This is a genomic window from Streptomyces sp. f51, from assembly GCF_037940415.1.
In the GTDB taxonomy this organism is placed as follows: Bacteria; Actinomycetota; Actinomycetes; order Streptomycetales; family Streptomycetaceae; genus Streptomyces.
In genome coordinates this window covers 5,917,287-5,934,979 of sequence record NZ_CP149798.1, presented here as the reverse complement: position 1 = coordinate 5,934,979, position 17,693 = coordinate 5,917,287, and the positions used below count along the sequence as shown (strand labels likewise).

12 protein-coding genes are annotated in these 17,693 nt (G+C 72.8%); 5 read left to right on the top strand and 7 right to left on the bottom strand.

All coding sequences use genetic code 11. The annotated features are described in order from the left end of the window. Window positions 1-53: 53 nt before the first annotated feature. Window positions 54-2,327, top strand: coding sequence for an MMPL family transporter (locus WJM95_RS25750; protein ID WP_339132169.1), 2,274 nt, complete (start codon window positions 54-56; stop codon window positions 2,325-2,327). A 200-nt stretch (window positions 2,328-2,527) separates the two neighbouring features. Continuing rightward, complete coding sequence (locus tag WJM95_RS25745; RefSeq protein ID WP_339132168.1) at window positions 2,528-3,391, top strand: aminoglycoside phosphotransferase family protein; 864 nt, start codon at window positions 2,528-2,530, stop codon at window positions 3,389-3,391. 157 nt (window positions 3,392-3,548) lie between these two features. Here the strand turns inward: WJM95_RS25745 and WJM95_RS25740 are convergent, their stop codons facing one another. From WJM95_RS25740 to WJM95_RS25725, 4 genes are all read right to left on the bottom strand, one after another. Further along, window positions 3,549-4,271, bottom strand: a complete 723-nt coding sequence (locus WJM95_RS25740; RefSeq protein WP_339132167.1) for a 3'-5' exonuclease — start codon at window positions 4,269-4,271, stop codon at window positions 3,549-3,551. A gap of 106 nt (window positions 4,272-4,377) precedes the next feature. After that, complete coding sequence (locus tag WJM95_RS25735; protein WP_339132166.1) at window positions 4,378-5,616, bottom strand: SAV2148 family HEPN domain-containing protein; 1,239 nt, start codon at window positions 5,614-5,616, stop codon at window positions 4,378-4,380. Window positions 5,617-5,735: 119 nt separating this feature from the next. After that, window positions 5,736-7,052 (bottom strand): copper amine oxidase, encoded by a 1,317-nt coding sequence (locus tag WJM95_RS25730; RefSeq protein WP_339132165.1) that lies wholly within the window; start codon window positions 7,050-7,052, stop codon window positions 5,736-5,738. Window positions 7,053-7,108: 56 nt separating this feature from the next. After that, window positions 7,109-7,921, bottom strand: a complete 813-nt coding sequence (locus WJM95_RS25725) for a Tat pathway signal sequence domain protein (RefSeq protein WP_339132164.1) — start codon at window positions 7,919-7,921, stop codon at window positions 7,109-7,111. A gap of 178 nt (window positions 7,922-8,099) precedes the next feature. Between WJM95_RS25725 and glgX the strand changes: the two genes are divergently transcribed. Both glgX and treY read left to right on the top strand, forming a co-directional pair. Next, on the top strand, window positions 8,100-10,208 hold the full coding sequence (glgX, locus tag WJM95_RS25720; RefSeq protein ID WP_339132163.1) for a glycogen debranching protein GlgX: 2,109 nt from the start codon (window positions 8,100-8,102) through the stop codon (window positions 10,206-10,208). Between the two features lie 161 nt (window positions 10,209-10,369). Then, window positions 10,370-12,820, top strand: coding sequence for a malto-oligosyltrehalose synthase (gene treY / locus WJM95_RS25715; RefSeq protein ID WP_339132162.1), 2,451 nt, complete (start codon window positions 10,370-10,372; stop codon window positions 12,818-12,820). On the opposite strand, the gene WJM95_RS25710 is transcribed toward treY, so the two are convergent. Next, complete coding sequence (locus tag WJM95_RS25710) at window positions 12,780-13,955, bottom strand: cytochrome P450 (protein ID WP_339132161.1); 1,176 nt, start codon at window positions 13,953-13,955, stop codon at window positions 12,780-12,782. The genes treY and WJM95_RS25710 overlap by 41 nt on opposite strands. Before the next feature lie 609 nt (window positions 13,956-14,564). On the opposite strand from WJM95_RS25710, the gene WJM95_RS25705 reads away from it, so the two are divergent. Next, window positions 14,565-15,815 (top strand): M14 family zinc carboxypeptidase, encoded by a 1,251-nt coding sequence (locus WJM95_RS25705; protein WP_339132160.1) that lies wholly within the window; start codon window positions 14,565-14,567, stop codon window positions 15,813-15,815. Window position 15,816: 1 nt separating this feature from the next. On the opposite strand, the gene WJM95_RS25700 is transcribed toward WJM95_RS25705, so the two are convergent. Next, a complete protein-coding gene (locus WJM95_RS25700; protein ID WP_339132159.1) occupies window positions 15,817-16,236 on the bottom strand; it encodes an SSI family serine proteinase inhibitor in 420 nt (139 codons plus the stop codon). After that, window positions 16,233-17,585 (bottom strand): M14 family zinc carboxypeptidase, encoded by a 1,353-nt coding sequence (locus WJM95_RS25695; RefSeq protein WP_339135842.1) that lies wholly within the window; start codon window positions 17,583-17,585, stop codon window positions 16,233-16,235. The genes WJM95_RS25700 and WJM95_RS25695 overlap by 4 nt, the downstream gene beginning before the upstream one ends. Window positions 17,586-17,693 lie beyond the last annotated feature (108 nt).

The window sequence follows — 17,693 nt, the reverse complement described above, 5'->3', positions numbered from 1 at the left end:
TGAGGAAGGTGGCGGCAGGGGGCTGTCACCGTGCTCAAGGGGGCAGGCCCGTCATGGGGAACACGGACACACGGGTGCGCGGCATCGCCGCGCGAGCAGGCGGCTGGAGCGCCCGCCACCGATGGGCGGCCGTCGGAATCTGGGTGCTGTTCGTCGTCCTGGCGATGGGCGCCGGCTCCGCGGCGGGCCGTGTCGACGTCAACGAGAGCGACCAGCTCAAGGGCGAGACGCACACGGCGGCGAAGATCATCGAGGATGCCGGCATCAAGGAGCCGGCCAGCGAGACGGTGCTGATCCAGGCGAAGGACGCGGGCGTCAAGGCCACGGACGCCGAGTTCAGGAGCGCGGTCTCGGCGGTCGTCGACGCGGTCGGCGCCACCGGCAGGGTCACCGACGTGACCTCGCCCTACGACACGAGGACGATCTCCAAGGACGGCCGCAGCGCGCTCGTCCAGTTCGACATGCGCGGCGACGCGGACACCGCGGGCGACCGCGTCGCGCCGGTGCTCGACGCCGTCAAGGGGGTGCAGAAGGACCACGCCGGGCTGCGGATCGAGGAGATCGGCGGCGCGAGCATGAAGAAGCAGTACGACGACGCGTTCGGCGACGACTTCCAGAAGGCCGAGCTCTCCGCCGTCCCCGTGGCGCTGGGCATCCTGCTGATCGCGTTCGGCGCGCTGGTGGCGGCGCTGCTTCCGGTGGCGCTCGCGGTCACCGCCATCATGGCGACGATGGGCCTCATGGGCATCGTCAGCCATCTGATGCCGATGAGCGACACGGCCAACTCCGTGATGCTGCTCGTGGGTCTGGCCGTCGGCGTCGACTACTGCCTCTTCTACCTGCGGCGCGAGCGCGAGGAGCGCGAGGCGGGCCGTGACGCCGGTACGGCGCTGCGGATCGCCGCCGCGACCAGTGGCCGCGCCATCATCGTCTCCGGGGTCACGGTGTGCGTGGCGATGGCGGGCATGCTGTTCACCGGGCTCGCCCAGTTCGAGGCGATGGGGCTGGCCTCGCTGATGGTCGTCGCCGTCGCCATGGTCGGCTCGGTCACCGTGCTGCCCGCGCTGCTCTCCCTGCTCGGCGACCGGGTCGAGAAGGGCCGCGTCCCGTTCCTGCACCGGGCCAGGCGGCGCGCCACGAGCGCCGGCGGGAGCAAGCGCCGCCCTGCCGACGAGGGCAGCCGGTTCTGGGGCGCCGTTCTGCGGGTGGTGCTCGCCAGGCCCGCCGTGTCCCTGGTCGTCGCGACCGGAGCGCTGCTCGCCATCGCCGCCCCGGCCCTCGGCATGAAGACCCAGCAGCTCACCCTGGACAAGGAGTTCGGCAACTCGCTGTCGATCGTCGGCACCTACAACCGGGTCAACGAGGCCTTCCCCGGCGGCTCCGAGCCGGCCGAGGTGGTCGTCAGGGCTCGGGACATCAACGCCGCCGAGGTGAAGACCGCCCTCGCCGACTTCCGTACGGCGGCGGTCACTTCGGGTGCCTCGCGCGGCCCGGTCGACATCAGGGTGCACGCGAAGGACAACGTCGCGTTCGTCTTCGTCCCGCTGGTCGGCGGTTCCGACCAGGCCACGGCCGAGAAGAGCCTGGAACTGCTGCGCGACACGGTGCGCCCGCGGACGCTCGGCAAGGTCGACGGACTCCAGGCGCCCATCACCGGCCAGGTCGCCGGGTCGCACGACTTCAACGACCAGCTCATCGGCTCGGTGGCCCCGGTGTTCGCCTTCGTGGTCGTGTTCGCCTTCGTCCTGATGCTGCTCTCCTTCCGCTCCCTGACGATCGCGGTCACCTCGATCCTGCTCAACCTCCTGTCGGTCGCCGCCGCGTACGGCATCCTCGTCGCGGTCTTCCAGCACGGCTGGGGCGCGTCGCTGGTGGGCGCCGCGGGCGTCGGCGCCATCGTCACCTGGCTGCCGCTGTTCCTGTTCGTGATCCTCTTCGGGCTCTCGATGGACTACCACGTGTTCGTGGTGTCCCGGATCCGTGAGGCGCGGATGCGGGGCCGCAGCACCAAGGACGCGATCCGGCACGGGGTGGTCACCACGGCCGGGGTCGTCACCAGCGCCGCCGTCATCATGGTCGCCGTCTTCGCGATCTTCGGAACGCTGTCCATGCAGTCCATGAAGCAGATGGGTGTGGGCCTCGCGGCCGCGGTGCTGATCGACGCGACGATCATCCGGGGTGTGCTGCTCCCCGCGGTGATGGCCCTGCTCGGGGAGCGCAACTGGTACCTGCCGAAGTGGCTGAACCGGATGCCCGACCTCACGCACGACGAGGCCCCCGAGGCCGTGGCCGCGCCGGCGCGGCAGGACGAGCGGGCCGGGGTGTAGCCGGCCTCCGGCCCCGCCCTCCGGGGCCTGCCGACCTCGCCCCTCCAGGGCCTGCCGGTCTCCTCCTCGCGGAGGGGCCGGCAGGCCCTTTCGCCGGTCCGGCCTGGGCGAATGCGACACTGACCGGCGGACGGCGCGCACCTGGAGCCGTCGTGGTGCGAGGGCCGCGCGGGCGGCACGCGAGGACACGGAGGCGAGCGATGGACGAGGCACGGGCGCGGGACGTACTGGCCGCGGCGAAGGTGCTGCCGGGACCGGCACGGGACGCCTCACTCCTCGCGCTCGGCGAGAACGCGGTGTTCGGCGCCGGTGATCTGGTCGTCAAGGTGGGGCGTGACGCCGAACTCCTGGACCGGGCACACCGGGAACTGGCCGTCGCCGCCTGGCTCGCGGAGTCGGGCGTCCCCGCCGTACGGGCCGCCGAGCCGGAGGCCCTGCTGGTCGACGGGCACCCCGTGACGGTGTGGCACCGGCTGCCCGAGGCCGTCCGTCCCGCCGAGCCGCGCGATCTGGCGGAGCTGCTGCGGGTGGTGCACGCGCTGCCCTCACCTTCCTTCGCCCTGCCGCCCCGGGAACTCCTCGGCGGCGTGGAGCGCTGGCTGCGGCTGGCCGGCGAGGCGATCGACCCCGCGGACGCCGCGTATCTGCGGGAGCGGCGCGACGGCTTCGCCACGGCCGCCGCGGCGCTCACCCCGCGGCTGGCGCCCGGCCCGATCCACGGCGACGCGCTGCCCCGCAACGTCCATGTCGGCCCGGACGGACCGGTCCTGGTCGACCTGGAGACCGTCTCGGAGGACTTGCGGGAGCACGATCTCGTGGTCATGGCCCTGTCCCGCGACCGCTACGGACTGCCCGCCGAGGCCTACGACTCCTTCACCGGGACGTACGGATGGGACGTCAGGGAGTGGGAGGGCTGCTCGGTGCTGCGGGGTGCCCGCGAGACCGCCAGCTGCGCCTGGGTCGCCCAGCACGCGCCGACGAACCCCAAGGCGCTGGCCGAGTTCGAGCGCCGGGTGGCGTCGCTGCGGGACGGCGACGAGACGGTGCGCTGGTATCCGTTCTGAGCCGAGCCGAGCTGCGCTGAGCCGGCCTGAGCTGAGCTGAGCCGGCCTGAGGTGAGCCGGCCTGAGCCGACCCGACCGGTCCGACCCGTCCGACAGGTCTGTCCGGCTGGTTCGGTTCGGCCCGGCGCCGGGTGGGCGCTCCTCGGCCGTCCGGAGGTCAGACGCGTTCGTCCGCCAGGTCCCGCAGCGGCCAGGTGCCGTCCACGACCGCGTCCGTCTCGCCCTTGCGGCGCAGGAAGGACTGGAAGTCCGCCGCCCAGTCCGCGTACCACTCGATCTGGCGGCGGTGCAGCTCGACCGGGCCGAGGGCGGCGACCTTGGGGTGGCGGCCGGCTATCGCGCAGGCGAGCCGGGCGGCGGCCAGGGCGTCGGCCGAGGCGTCGTGCGCGGAGTCCAGGACCACCCCGTACTCGGTGCAGACCGCCTCCAGGTTGCGCTTGCCCCGTCGGTAGCGGTCCACGGAGCGGTCGATCGTGTACGGGTCGATGACGGGAGCGGGCTCGACACCGCCGAGCCGCTCGCCCAGCGACGGCAGTCCGTGGCGCAGCAGCTCGGCGGAGAGCAGCGTGAGGTCGAAGGCCGCGTTGTAGGCGACGACCGGAACGCCGGTGCGCCAGTACGTGACGAGGACGTCCGCGATGGCGTCGGCGACCTCGTCCGCCGGACGGCCCTCGGCGGCAGCGCGCTCATTGCTGATGCCGTGCACGGCCACCGCGTCGGCCGGGATCTCCACGCCCGGATCGGCCAGCCATTCACGGCGGCCCAGCGGCTCTCCGTCCCTGACCTCTATCACGGCGCCCGTGACGATGCGCGACTCGCGCGGATCGGTCCCGGTCGTCTCCAGGTCGAAGCCGATCAGCAGCTCCCGGTGCCAGCCCATGGGTGGCCCCCCTTCCTCGTGGTGCTTTCCCCCAGTGGTCTCCACGATCGCACGGGCCACTGACAATCCGGGGACCGCCTTCCACCGGGCCGGAGAAAGCGGCCCTTCAGGACACGGGCCGCGAATCGGCCCAGGCCACCTCGAACTCTTCGCGATAGGTGGGGAAAAGTCCCTCGTCACCCATTTCATCCGGTTTGACGATCCGGCTCCCGCCGCGGAGCACCAGGACCGGCGCCTCCATGCCGCGGGTGCGGCGCAGATAGGACTGCACGATCGCGACGCCGTCCGAGCCGTCCCCGTCCACGAGGTAGGCGGTGAAGCGGGGCGTCTCGTCGTAGACCTGGATCTCGAAGGCGTCCGGGTCGCGCAGCCTGGACCGCACCCGCCGCATGTGCAGGATGTTCATCTCGACCGACCGGCTCAACTCGCCGCGCTTGATGCCGAGTTCGCGCTCACGTCGCTTGACCGCGCTGGAGGCGGGGTTCAGGAACAGCAGCCGGGCACGGCAGCCGGACTCGGCGAGGCGCACCAGCCGGCGCCCGGAGAAGTTCTGCACCAGCAGGTTCAGGCCGATGCCGATCGCGTCGAGCCGGCGGGCTCCGCCGAAGAGGTCCTCCGCGGGGAACTGGCGCAGCAGCCGCACCCGGTCGGAGTGCACGCCGACGACATCGGCGTAGCGGTCGCCCACCAGGTCCTCGACGGCGTCCACGGGCAGCCGGCGCGCGGAGGGCACGTCGCTCCCGGCGCCGAGGATCTCCAGGAGCTTCGCGGCGGCCCGCTCGGCCTGGTTCAGCACGGCCTCGGACAGGGCGCGGTTGCGCGAGACGACGTTGCGGGTCACCTCGAGCTCGTCCAGGGCGAGTTCGACGTCCCTGCGTTCGTCGAAGTAGGGCTCGAAGCACGGCCAGTGCTGCACCATCAGCTCGCGCAGCTGGGGCAGCGTGAGGAAGCTCAGTACGTTGTCGTCGGCCGGGTCGAGCAAGTACCCCTTGCGACGGCTGACTTCGCGTACGGCGACCGCGCGCTGCACCCATTCCTGGCCGGCGGGACCCGCGGCGGCGACCACCCAGTCGTCGCCGTGGACGGGTTCGTAGATGGGCCGGAGAACAGCGGCCACGACCGCGCGCAGCCGCTGTTCGACCAGGTTCAGCCAGATGTAGGCGCGCCCGGCGCGCTGGGCGCGTGTACGCACCTCGCGCCAGGCGTCGGCGCCCCAGTCCAGTTCCGGTCCGATGGATCCCATCTCCATCGGCCGTGCCAGGGACACCGCGCCGGGTGGGACATCTGTGGAGTTCCCCTCGTGACTCTCGTCACCAGGAGGCAGCTCCAGCCCTCCCGAGCCCACCCGCGCACCGCCTTCCGCTCCCCCGAGCACTCCCCAGGGGCCAGGCCCCAATCAACGATCAAGGAAGGGTACTCCGGGAGCGGCGAGCGATGCAGCCCGATGCACAGGTCGTTTCCCAACTACCTAGGTTGGACATGCCCGTTCTGGTCCGCGAGCTCCGGCGGAGTGAGCGGATTCATAGCGGTGACGTCACGCGGGGCGATGGAGAATCCCTGCCAGTGGACCGGCATCGGCTGCTGGTCCTCGTCCCGGGCGATGTGGTGGAAACCGACGTTGACCCAGACCACGGGGTGGGTGAGCGTCTGCCCGTCGACGTACTTGTCGACGGATTTGCCGTGCCCGGCACCGCAGTTGCGCAGGTTGTCGCTCGCGAACTGCTCGCACTTGTTGTACTCGGTGAAGTAGACGTCGTGCTTGGTGAAGGCGTGACCGAGGTACTTGGTGGTCGCGCCCGGGACGATCTCGTACGAGCGTGCGTGGTTGTCCTTGTTCTTGCCGGTGTTGCTGACGAGGCGCCACCAGCGCATGTTCTTGGCGTCACCGGCGAGTTCCTTGGTGACCTTGGTGACCGTGGTCTTGTTGCTGGGGGCCTCCTGGCCCTGCGCGGGCGGGCTGACCACGGAGTCGTACTGCTCGACCTTCTCCTTGGACGAGCCGTCCAGGGCGAAGTTGAGCCGCCAGAAGATGTTGTGGCTGTGGCTCGTGGCGTAGTCCTTGGCGCCCTTGCCGAGCGGCCAGCCGCGGCCGTCGCCCGCGTCGTAGTCACCGGGCGAGAGGCTGCCGGTGGCGCCGACGTTCATGTTGATGGTGCCGTCGTCCTGGAACCGCCACTCGGTGATGTACTCGTACCAGCCGACCTTGTTGACGGTGTAGATCAGCAGGTCCTTGCCCTGCTTCTGGAAGACCTTGTTCCCGGTGTCGGCCTCCATGCGGTAGGCGTGACCGCGCGAACGGGTCGTGGTGCACAGGCCCTTGACGTTCGCGTGCTGCGGGTCCCAGGCATCGGGGACCTTGACCGTCTTGATGGCGCCGCCGGGGCACTCGTCGGGGACCATGTCGACCAGGCCCTGCCCGAAGCCGGCGCCGGTCAGGTCGCTGTACTCGACCGAGCCGTCGTCGTAGGGGACGTCGATCTGGCCGAGCTTGGCGGTGCTGAGGACCTTGATCGGGGCGGCCTCGCCGGGGGGCTGGTAGGAGATGTTCTCCAGGACGAGCCCGGCCTCGCTCTCGTAGTGCCAGCACATCCGCCAGGTGGTGCCGGTGGAGAGCTTCTGTTCTATCTGGTACGCGGAGCTGCACGCGGGCGCAGGCGCGGGCGCGGACCTCGGCTGGGCGACGGCCGGTCCCGCGGCCGTCGTGGCGCCGGCGGCCAGGGCGAACACCGAGAGGCCCACGGCCGCCCGGCTGCGGGCACGGCTGTTTCTGTTGACACGCATGAAGAGACGACTCCTTGCGGAAAGCTGTGAAGGTGGGAAGGAGAGAAGGGCGGCGCTCAGCCGAGCTTGCCGACCTTGCGGGCGCTCAGGTCGATCACCAGGTCACGGCTGTCGATCCAGGGCCCGTTCTTGACCTTCGGGAAGAGCCGGACGCACCGGTGCTCGCCGCAGGCGCCGAGGACGGCGGGCTGGGCGCCGGGTGTGGCGCGGTAGACCATGCTGTTCAGCATCAGCTGGTCGGGCGAGGTGAGTTCCTTGCCGGTCGCGTCCTTGAAGTCGGCCTTGAGGCCCGCGCCGAGCGGATCGGCGATCAGCAGCCTGGCCGCCTCGGTCATCTCGTCACGGCTGATGGGCGGCTGCACGCCGTGCTGGACGCCCGTCTGCTCGACCTTCCCGGTGTCGAGGTCGACGGTCTTGGTGACGAGCGTGTCGTCCTTGTAGTCGTAGAACGTGAGGTCGGCGCGGCGCGGCGCGTTCGGGTTGTCCAGATCGGCCGTGTCGGGCTCCGAGAGGTCGACGCCGATGCGCTGCGGTCCGCGCGCGCCCTCGACGTTCTCACTGGAGTCGAACAGCTGCCGGTTCACCGCGATCTGCTCGGCGCGCCGCATCTCGTCGTCGGTCAGGGGGTCGCGGCCCTTGCCCTTCTGCCCCTCGGCCGGCGCCCGCTCGACGACTCCGGGCCGCACGGCACCGTTGGGCCCGTCCTGCCCCGTCTGCTGCGCGGTCCCGGCGCCCCCGCTCGTTCCGCCCGATTCGTCGGCCCCCGCCGACCCCGGAAGGGTGACACCGATCATCACGGCCGTCCCCGCCACCGCGATGGCCGCACCCGCCACCACCTTGCCCAGATGGCGGTGCACTATCTTGCGCACATTTCCCCCTACTCCCCCTACATCCCCAGGAGTCGTTTGAGTCCCACTGGTTCGGCATACGAGATATGCCTGGTCGCGGGGTAAGAGGGATGTAAGTCATAGGAGGTTCCATCAATATCGGGGAGACTCGGCTCGGACTCGCCCCCAGGGGCACGGCACTACTGGAAGAGTCATATCCATGCAGGTCTGGCCTGGCGAGGCGTATCCACTCGGTGCCACGTACGACGGTGCCGGTACCAATTTCGCGGTCTTCTCGGAGGCCGCCGACCGTATCGAGCTGTGCCTTCTGCACGACGACGGCTCGGAGACGGCCGTGGAACTGCGGGAGACCGACGCGTTCGTGCGGCACGCGTACCTGCCCGGCGTGATGCCGGGACAGCGCTACGGCTTCCGGGTGCACGGGCGGTACGCGCCCGAGCGCGGGCAGCGCGCCAACTCGGCGAAGCTGCTGCTCGACCCGTACGCGCGTGCGATCGCGGGCTCCATCGGCTGGGGCGAGGAGGTGTACGGCTATCCCTTCGGGTCACCCGACAAGCGCAACGACCTCGACTCGGCGCCGCACACCATGTCGTCCGTCGTGGTCAATCCCTACTTCGACTGGGGCGACGACCGGCGCCCCCGGACGGAGTACCACCACACGGTGATCTACGAGGCCCATGTGAAGGGCCTGACGATGCTCCACCCGGACCTCCCGGACGAGCTGCGCGGCACCTACGCGGCACTCGCCCATCCGGCGATCATCGAACACCTGACGGAACTGGGCGTCACGGCACTGGAACTGATGCCCGTGCACCAGTTCGTGAACGATCACCGGCTGTCCGACATGGGCCTGAGCAACTACTGGGGCTACAACACCATCGGCTTCTTCGCCCCGCACAACGCGTACGCCTCCTGGGGCGACCGGGGCCAGCAGGTGCTGGAGTTCAAGTCGGCCGTCCGGGCCCTGCACGAGGCCGGCATCGAGGTCATCCTCGACGTGGTCTACAACCACACGGCCGAGGGCAACCACCTGGGCCCGACGCTCTCCTTCAGGGGCCTCGACAACGCCTCGTACTACCGTCTGGCGGACGACCCCCGCTACTACATGGACACCACGGGCACCGGCAACTCGCTCCTGATGCGCTCGCCGCACGTGCTCCAGCTGATCATGGACTCGCTGCGCTACTGGGTCACCGACATGCACGTGGACGGCTTCCGCTTCGACCTCGCGGCCACCCTGGCGCGCCAGTTCCACGAGGTGGACCGGCTGTCGTCGTTCTTCGACCTCGTCCAGCAGGACCCGGTGGTCTCCCAGGTGAAGCTGATCGCCGAGCCCTGGGACGTCGGCGAGGGCGGCTATCAGGTAGGCAACTTCCCGCCGCTGTGGACCGAGTGGAACGGCAAGTACCGCGACACCGTGCGCGACCTGTGGCGCGGGGAGCCGCGCACGCTGGCCGAGTTCGCCTCCCGGCTGACCGGCTCCTCCGACCTCTACCAGGACGACGGCCGCCGTCCGCTCGCCTCCATCAACTTCGTGACCTGCCACGACGGCTTCACCCTGAACGACCTCGTGTCGTACAACAACAAGCACAACCAGGCCAACGGCGAGGACAACCGGGACGGCGAGAGCCACAACCGCTCCTGGAACTGCGGCGCCGAGGGCGAGACGGACGACGCGGACGTGCTGGCGCTGCGGGCCCGGCAGCGGCGCAACTTCATCGCCACCCTGATGCTCTCCCAGGGTGTGCCGATGCTCAGCCACGGCGACGAGTTCGCCCGCTCCCAGGGCGGCAACAACAACGCGTACTGCCAGGACAGCGAGCTGGCCTGGGTGCCCTGGCCCGAGGAGGACTGCGAGCTCCTCGACTTCACGCGCGCGATGGTCTGGCTGCGCCGGGACCACCCCGTCTTCCGGCGGCGGCGCTTCTTCCACGGGCGGCCCGTCCAGGGCACCCACGACGAGCTCTCCGACATCGCGTGGTTCACCCCGGAGGGCCAGGAGATGACCCAGCACGACTGGGGATCCGCGCAGGCCCGGGCGCTGTCCGTGTTCCTCAACGGCAACGCGATCTCCGAGCCGGGCGCCCGCGGGGAGCGCATCTCCGACGACTCCTTCCTGCTGATGTTCAACGCCTCACCCAAGTCCCTGGACTTCGTCGTCCCCGCCGACCACGGCCGTCAGTGGCAGGTCGTCGTCGACACGTCCCTGCCGGAGGGCGTGGCCCCGGGGACGGGCGCGAAGGTCACGGCCGGCGACCGCCTGACGCTGGTCGACCGGAGCCTGACCGTGCTTCAGCGGCCCGCCTAGGAGGGCCGCTTTCCGCCCCGCGCGCGAGGGCCGGCCTCGCGGCCCACGCGCGCGGGGGGCGAAACCGTCCCGGCCGGTCCCCCGCGCGCGGGAAGGGGCCGTGCGTGCCCTTGTGCGGGCCGCGCTGTCAGAAAGGCGGCCGGACGGGTACGTAGAGTCGCATGACACCTGAGCGCCCCGAACCGGCGATCGCGGACTCGGTCGTCCCCGGCCCCCTCGCCCCCGTCGTGCCGACCGCCACCTACCGGCTCCAGCTCCAGCCCGAGTTCCCCTTCCGCCGCGCCGAGGCCGCCGTGCCCTATCTGGCCTCGCTCGGCGTCTCCCACCTGCACCTCTCCCCCGTCCTCGAGGCCGTCCCCGGCTCGACGCACGGATACGACGTCGTCGACCACACGCGCGTACGGGCCGAACTCGGCGGTGAGGAAGGGCTGCGGTCCCTGGCACGCACCGCGCGCGAGCACGGCCTCGGTCTCGTCGTGGACATCGTCCCGAACCACATGGCGATGTCGCCGCGCCACAACCACGCCCTGTGGGAGGTGCTGCGCGAGGGCCCCCGGTCCCCGTACGCGCGCTGGTTCGACATCGACTGGGACGCCCAGGACGGCCGGGTGCTGCTGCCGGTGCTCGGGGACCGCCTCGGCGCCGAGACGGGCCAGCTGAAGGTCGACGGCGACATACTGCGCTACTACGACCACGTGTTCCCGCTGCGCGAGGGCACCGCGGGACTGCCGATGCCCGAGCTGCTCGACGCCCAGTGGTACCGCCCCGCCTGGTGGCGGCTGGCCCGCACCGAGCTCAACTACCGGCGCTTCTTCAGCATCTCGGAGCTCATCGGGGTGCGCGTGGAGGACCCCGAGGTGTTCGCGGCGACCCACGCGAAGATCCTGGAGCTCGTCGCCGACGGCGTGATCGACGGACTGCGGATCGACCACCCGGACGGACTGGCCGACCCGGACACCTATCTGCGCCGGCTGCACGAGGCGACCGACGGCCGCTGGATCGTCGTCGAGAAGATCCTCGCCGACGGCGAGCCGCTCCCGCCCGCCTGGCCCGTGGCGGGCACCACCGGCTACGACGCGCTGCGGTACGTCGACGGCCTCTTCACGGACGGGACGGGCGCGAGCCGGCTGCTCGGCCGCTACCGGCGCTTCGCGGGCCCCCAGGCCGACCGGGGCGGCCACTGGGACAGCACGGTGCGCCGGGCCGCCTACAAGGTGATCACCCACGAACTGGCCGCCGAGACCGAACGCCTCACCCGCGAGGTGAGCGCCCTGTGCGCCGCCTCCCCCGACCCCGCCGCGCGCGACCACGCCCCGTGGGCCCTGCGCACCGCGCTGCGCGAGCTCCTGGTCCGGATGGAGGTGTACCGGCCCTATCCGTCGACGGACGCGGCCCAGGTGCTCACCGAACGGGCCGCCGCCGAGGCCAGGTCGGCGTTCGGGGTGCCCGAGGAGGCGCACGCCGTGGATCTCGTACGGGATCTGCTGCTCGCCCGGGACGGCGACGGGCCCGGGGAGGCCGCGTTCCGGGCCCGGTTCGCGCAGACCTCGTCGGCGCTGCGCGCCAAGTCCGTGGAGGACACGGCGTTCTACCGCTATGTGCCGCTGCTGTCGGCGAACGAGGTCGGCGGCGACCCGGGCCGCCCCGCGATGTCCCCCGACGACTTCCACGCCCATTGCGCGCGCGTGCAGCACGACCGGCCCGCCACCGGAACCGTCCTGTCCACCCACGACACCAAGCGCAGCGCGGACGTGCGCGCCGCCGTCTCCGTGCTCACCCAGTGCCCGGAGACCTGGTCCGAGGTGCTGGCGGTGGCGACCGACGAGGGACCGGGGACCCCCGACCCGACGGTGGCGTGGGCGGCCTGGCAGACGGTGTTCGGCCTCGGCCCGGCCGCCGGGCAGGAGACGGCCGCGGCCCGTACGGAGCGCGTACAGGGCGCCCTGCTGAAGCACGTCAGGGAGGCCGGGACGCGCACCGCCTGGACCGAGCGCGATCCCGCGTACGAGGACGCGGTGGCGGCGTTCGTCTCCGACGGGCCGTGCGGGCCCCCTGGACGGCACGTGGACGCCCTGCGGGCCTCCTTGGCCCCGCATGTGCGGGCGAACGTCCTGGGGGCCGCCCTGGTCCATCTGACGATGCCCGGGGTGCCGGACGTGTACCAGGGCACGGAGGACGAATACCGGGCGCTGGTGGACCCGGACAACCGGGAGCCGTTCGCCCCGCGCGAGCCGTCGGCCGAGAAGCCGGCGCTGACGGCCGCCGCGCTGCGCCTGCGCGCCCGCAGGCCCGGTGTCTTCGGCGCGTCGGCGACGTACGCGCCGCTGTCGGCCGAGGGGCCGGCGGCCGAGCACTGTGTGGCGTTCGCGCGGTCGGGAGAGGTGATCACGGCCGTCACCCGGCTGTCGCTGGTGCTCGCGGAGGCGGGCGGCTGGCGGGACACCGTGCTCGTGCTTCCACCGGGGCGGTGGACCGATGTGCTCCCCTCCGGTCCGGCGGGGCGGGAGTTCACGGGGCACGTGCGCGTGGCGGACCTCTTCGGCACGGCACCCGTCGCGCTGCTGGAGCGCGTCAGCGCAGACACACCGGGAGGGTCCGGGGAGAGCGGCTGACCAGGCCATCGGGGCGCGGCCGGGGCCCGGGGGCCCTGCGCAGGCCCGGCAGGACGGTCAGCAGGGCGTTCAGCCCCGCCTCCGCCGTCAGCCGGGCCAGCGGGGCACCCGGGCAGTGGTGCGCTCCGGTGCCGTGCGCGAGGTCGCCCGGGTCCGCGCGGAAGATGTCGTAGCGGTCCGGGTCCGCGAACCTGGCCGGGTCGCGGCCCGCGGCGCCGAGCAGACACGCCACGGTGGCGCCCGCGGGTATCGGGCCGATCGGTTCGAGCGTGCGGCGGGGCACGATCTGCAACGGCGGGTCGCGACGCAGCGACTCGGCCCAGGCCGCGCCGGTCAGCTCGGGACGGGCCCGGATCAGGTCGAGTTGGCGCGGGTGGTCGAGGAGGTTGGCGAGGAACGACGCTAGGGCGCGGGCCGTCGTCTCGCCCGCCGCGCCGAGCACGGTCCCGGCGATCCCGGTCACGGCCTCGTCCGGCAGCGGCTCGCCGTCGGGGCCGGGCGCGCACAGCACGGACAGCAGGTCGTCGCCGGGGTGGGCGCGGCGGCGGGCGATGTGGGGCCGCAGACAGGCGTCGAGGCCGGGGCGGTGACCGCCGAGGTGGTCGAGTCCGGTCCGGCACCAGGCGTGCACGCGGGCGGTGTCCTCGTAGGGCAGCCCGAGCGCGGCGACGGCCGCCGCGGCGGGCAGCCACTGGCAGAACTCGGCGACGAGGTCGGCCTCCTGACGGGACGCCAGGCGGCTGGCGAGGACGTGGGCGGTGCGCTGGGCGCCCGCGCGCAGCGCGGCCGCCACCCGGTCCCCCCGCACCGAGGCCAGGGCGGCCCGGTACGCGCCCGCGTGCGGCGGTACGGGTCCGGGCTCGGGCGCCACGAACCGCGGGTCCCGGAGCACCGCCCGCACATCGGCGTACCGGCTGACCAGCCAGGCCCCGAACGGTTCGTCGTGGACCAGCGGGAAGGCGCCGCGCAGGGAGCGGTACAGCGGCTGCGGGTCACGCCGGGTCTCCAGGTCGAGCAGACTGCCCGGGGCGCCCGCGCGCGCGAAGGACCCACGGGGCGGTGCGTACGGCGGGACGCCTTGGTGATCGAACGCCGTGCACGGGGAGGGAGCCGGTCCCGGTCCCGTCGGTCCCACCGGAAGCGGACGAGGTACGGTCCCGCCGGTCCTGGTCGGTGACGAGCCGGCGCGAGCCGCCCCGTGTCCATCGGTGGAGCCCGCGGACCCCGGAGCGGGGCCGCCGCCGGCCGGGGGCGCCGGGGTGCGGCCCGCGGAGGGCGCGGCCGGCGCGCCCTCCGCGGGTGGGGCCGGTGGGCCCGTGGGGTTCGTCGTCGGGGGGCCTTCGACGGGAAGGCCGTGTGGACACAGCACCGCGGGCCACCACCTCGGGTCTGCGCGCCGGACCCGCGCGCGGTCGTTCCGAGTCGAACACCGCCCGCGGGGAACCGCAGTTCGCGTACACCCGGACGAGTGAATCGTGTACGTCACACCTGCCCGCCCGCCGAGGGCGCGGGGCGTACGCCGGGCGCCCCGCGCCGAACAGCCCCTCGCGGGCTCCCGCCGGGACGAGCCGCAGGCCTGCGGGACGCGGCCCGCCCCGGCCCGGGAGGACGGGCGCATCCGCCGCTGCCCCTTGCCGCCGGAAAATGCCACCCGGGCTCTCCCGGGGCCGCCCCGAGGCCTCCTTGACAGTTCTCCGAGACCGTGGAGTACTGCCAAAAGCGACGCAGGGCGGACAAGTCGGGGGTGAGTCATCTGCCGGAGTTGCGCTACCCCAGTGTGGCCGAAATCGTGTCGTCCGCCTCGGCGCTGGCGGCCCACCGGCCCGACCTGTGCGTCCTCAGGCAAGTGGGCACCTCACGCGCGGGCCGACCCCTCCACCTGCTGTCCGTCGGCCACGCCCGGCGTGCGGTCCTCGTCGTGGCCGGAGCCCACGCCAACGAACCGACAGGCGGCTCAACCCTGTTGTCCCTGGCCGAACGCACGCTGTTCCGGCGGGAGTTGCGCAGGGACACCGCGTGGCACTTCCTGCTCTGCGCGGACCCCGACGGGGCGAGCCTGCATGTGACCCCCGCGCCGCGGACCCTCCTCGACTACCACCTGGGCTTCTTCCGTCCGGCCGGGCCCGAGCAGCCGGAGTGGTCGCCCTCCGTGCTGCCGCCCGACCGGCTCCCGCCGGAGACCCGGGTGCTGACCGGGGTCATCGACGAGGTGCGGCCCTACCTCCAGGTGACCCTGCACGGAACCGATCTGGGCGGCAGCTGGGTGCAGTTGACCAAGGACATCCCGGGTCTGGCCGAACCGTTCGCCAAGTCCGCGGCGGAGCTGCACATCCCGGTGGAGACGGCCGCCTCGGACGCGGCGGGCTGGCCCGCCTCGGGGCCAGGGGTGCATGTGATGCCGGCCCCCGGCTCGGACGCGGCGTACCCGAGCATGCCGGACGACGCCCGGCACAGCACCTGGTACCACGCCCACCGGTACGGCGGTCTGACGGCCGTCGTGGAGGTCCCTATGTGGGCCAGCGACCTGGTGGACGATCCGGCGCCGCACCCGGCTCCGGCGGCGGCGATGCGGCGCCTGGCCCAGCGGCTGGTGACGGACGCCGATCAGGTGGAGGCGGTGCTCGGCCGGGCCCTGCCCCGGCTGCGGGGGCCCGAGGGCCCCCTGCTGCGGGCCGCGAAGTGGGCGCTCGACCTGGTGCCGGGGCTCGCCGCCGACTGGTCCCAGCCGCCCCCCGTGGACTCGACGATGGCGTACGTGGGCAGCGTGGACGCGTTCGGCCGGCGGATCCCGCTGCGGGCCGCGTCGATGCTGCTGCGCGTGCTCCAGGAGGCCGACGACCGGGAGGCACCGCGCCTCGAGGAGCTGGTCGCCGGCTGGAGCGAGGCCTTCGCCGAACGCTTCCGCGCGCGGTGGGTGCCGCTGGAGAACCAGGTCGAGCACCAGGCCCGTACGGTGCTGGCGGCCGCCCGCCACGCGCGGGAGGGCGCGGCCTGACTCAGCTCGTCAGGTCGAACACCGCGCCCGTCCGGGCCTTCATGACACAGGAGTTGGAGAACGTGCGCGTGAAGTCGACCCGGTGGCCGTTCCATCGGCCGTGCGCGGACGCCGTCACGGGGGCGTAGAGCATCGGGCACATGACACCGGTCCGGCGCGGGATGCGGTCGATGTTCCCGCCGGCGGCGGCGAGTTGCCGGCAGGCCCTGGCCGCGTGGGCGTGACCCTGGGGCGGGTCGCAGAGCAGCAGGACGCCACGGGTGTCGCTCGACCGGGCGTCGCCACGGGTGACGGCGAGGCTCAGCCAGTCGCCATGGAGGCCGTGCCGGGGGGACGCGTGGGCCGACGGGGCCGCACCCGCCAGAAGGAGCGCGAGCGGGACCAGGAGGGCGACGCGGATCGCTCGAAGGGTTCTCGTCATTCCCGGTGCATCGGCACCCTGGCCCGCGCGGTCCAGCCGGAGTCACCCGAACGGGGACGTACTCCCGTGTGGCGGCCCGCGAGTTCGAACGCGGAGAGGACGACCCGAGCCTGGTACTCGACCTGGCGTGCGACCGGGATCCAGCGCGCTCCGCAGCCGTCGCGGTAGTCGGCGCACCACGTGTCGATCAGCCGGTCGAGCTCGGGCAGCGCGCCGGACGGGTCCTTGCCGGAGGCGGTGACGAGCTGGTGCAGCAGCCCGGCGGTGCGCAGCGCGACCCGGCGCCCGGCGAGGCGCAGGGCGGTGAGCCGGGCGATGTCCAGCGGCGGCAGCGCCCGGGTCCCGGCGTCGCGGACGTCGGGGTCCCATGAGTCGGCGAGTCCGGGGCCGACCAGTAAATAGTCGTCGACCGGGGCGAGCAGGCAAGTCACGTCCGGCGAGTCGCCGAGGCCGGGGCGCACCCGGGCCAGGATGTCCTCCAGGATCCCCGTGTCGTGCCGCAGGGTCCGGCTCACGGAGCGCAGCGCCGGGTCGGGGTCGGCGGGGCGCGCCGGGTCCTCGACGGCGCCGACGCCCCACATGGGCGCCTCGACGATGGCGGTGACCGTGCCGTGCCGCTGGGGGTGGAACCAGGTGGAGTCGACCGCGGCCTCCGTGATGGCGGCGGCCAGGTCACCCGAGCGCGGCGGCGGGACACGGTAGACGGCGGGGCCGAGCTCCGGCCAGTACAGGGTGTCGTACGGGCCGAGTTCGCGCGGGATGCCGAGGCGGGCCGCGCTGTGCGCGAGACGCCGGGAGAGCCCGGGCAGGTCGCGGGTCAGCTCGACGAAGGCGCCGCCGACGTCGACGCCGTGCAGGGAGCACTGGAGGAAGGGCCGCAGTTCGTCCTGGAGTCCGAGCAGGACCCGGGTCTCCGGCAGGGCGGCGGCCTCCGCGCCGTCGGGCAGCCACTCGGGCTGTTCGCGGAAGCCGGGCCGGAAGAAGTGCCGGAAGTAGTGGCCGAGCGTGTAAGGGCCCCGGAGCCAGGCCTCGTTGCGGCGGGAGCCGTCGGGGTCGAGGCAGAGCAGCAGGTTCCAGGTGGCGTCCGCGCCCTCGGTCAGACGCGGGTCCGCCAGGGCCCGTTCGGCGAGCCGGAGGGCGGTCGCTCCGCCGACGGGTTCGTTGGCGTGCGGTCCGGCGACGACGAGGGCCTGGCGGCCGCCGTGTCCGACGGACAGGAGCAGCATCGGTGTGCCGGCCCGGGAGGTGCCCACGCGGCGCAGCCGGGCGTCCTCGGGGTGCCGGGCGACGAGCGCGGCGGCGCGCGCGCCGAGTTCGTCGACGGTGGGGTAACGGCGCAGTGGCGGCAGAGCACACCTCCACTCGTACGTGCCGTCGTTTCACCAGATGTACATGAAGTACACACAGTCAGTCACGGACTCCGGGGGTACGTCAACACCGCGGGAGCGCGAGGATGT

Bases quoted from the DNA above. Each gene is read 5' to 3' on its own strand.
- WJM95_RS25730 (WP_339132165.1), bottom strand. From the start codon at position 7,052: ATGCGTGTCAACAGAAACAGCCGTGCCCGCAGCCGGGCGGCCGTGGGC.
- WJM95_RS25745 (WP_339132168.1), top strand. From the start codon at position 2,528: ATGGACGAGGCACGGGCGCGGGACGTACTGGCCGCGGCGAAGGTGCTG.
- treY (WP_339132162.1), top strand. From the start codon at position 10,370: ATGACACCTGAGCGCCCCGAACCGGCGATCGCGGACTCGGTCGTCCCC.
- WJM95_RS25740 (WP_339132167.1), bottom strand. From the start codon at position 4,271: ATGGGCTGGCACCGGGAGCTGCTGATCGGCTTCGACCTGGAGACGACC.
- glgX (WP_339132163.1), top strand. From the start codon at position 8,100: ATGCAGGTCTGGCCTGGCGAGGCGTATCCACTCGGTGCCACGTACGAC.
- WJM95_RS25750 (WP_339132169.1), top strand. From the start codon at position 54: ATGGGGAACACGGACACACGGGTGCGCGGCATCGCCGCGCGAGCAGGC.
- WJM95_RS25700 (WP_339132159.1), bottom strand. From the start codon at position 16,236: ATGACGAGAACCCTTCGAGCGATCCGCGTCGCCCTCCTGGTCCCGCTC.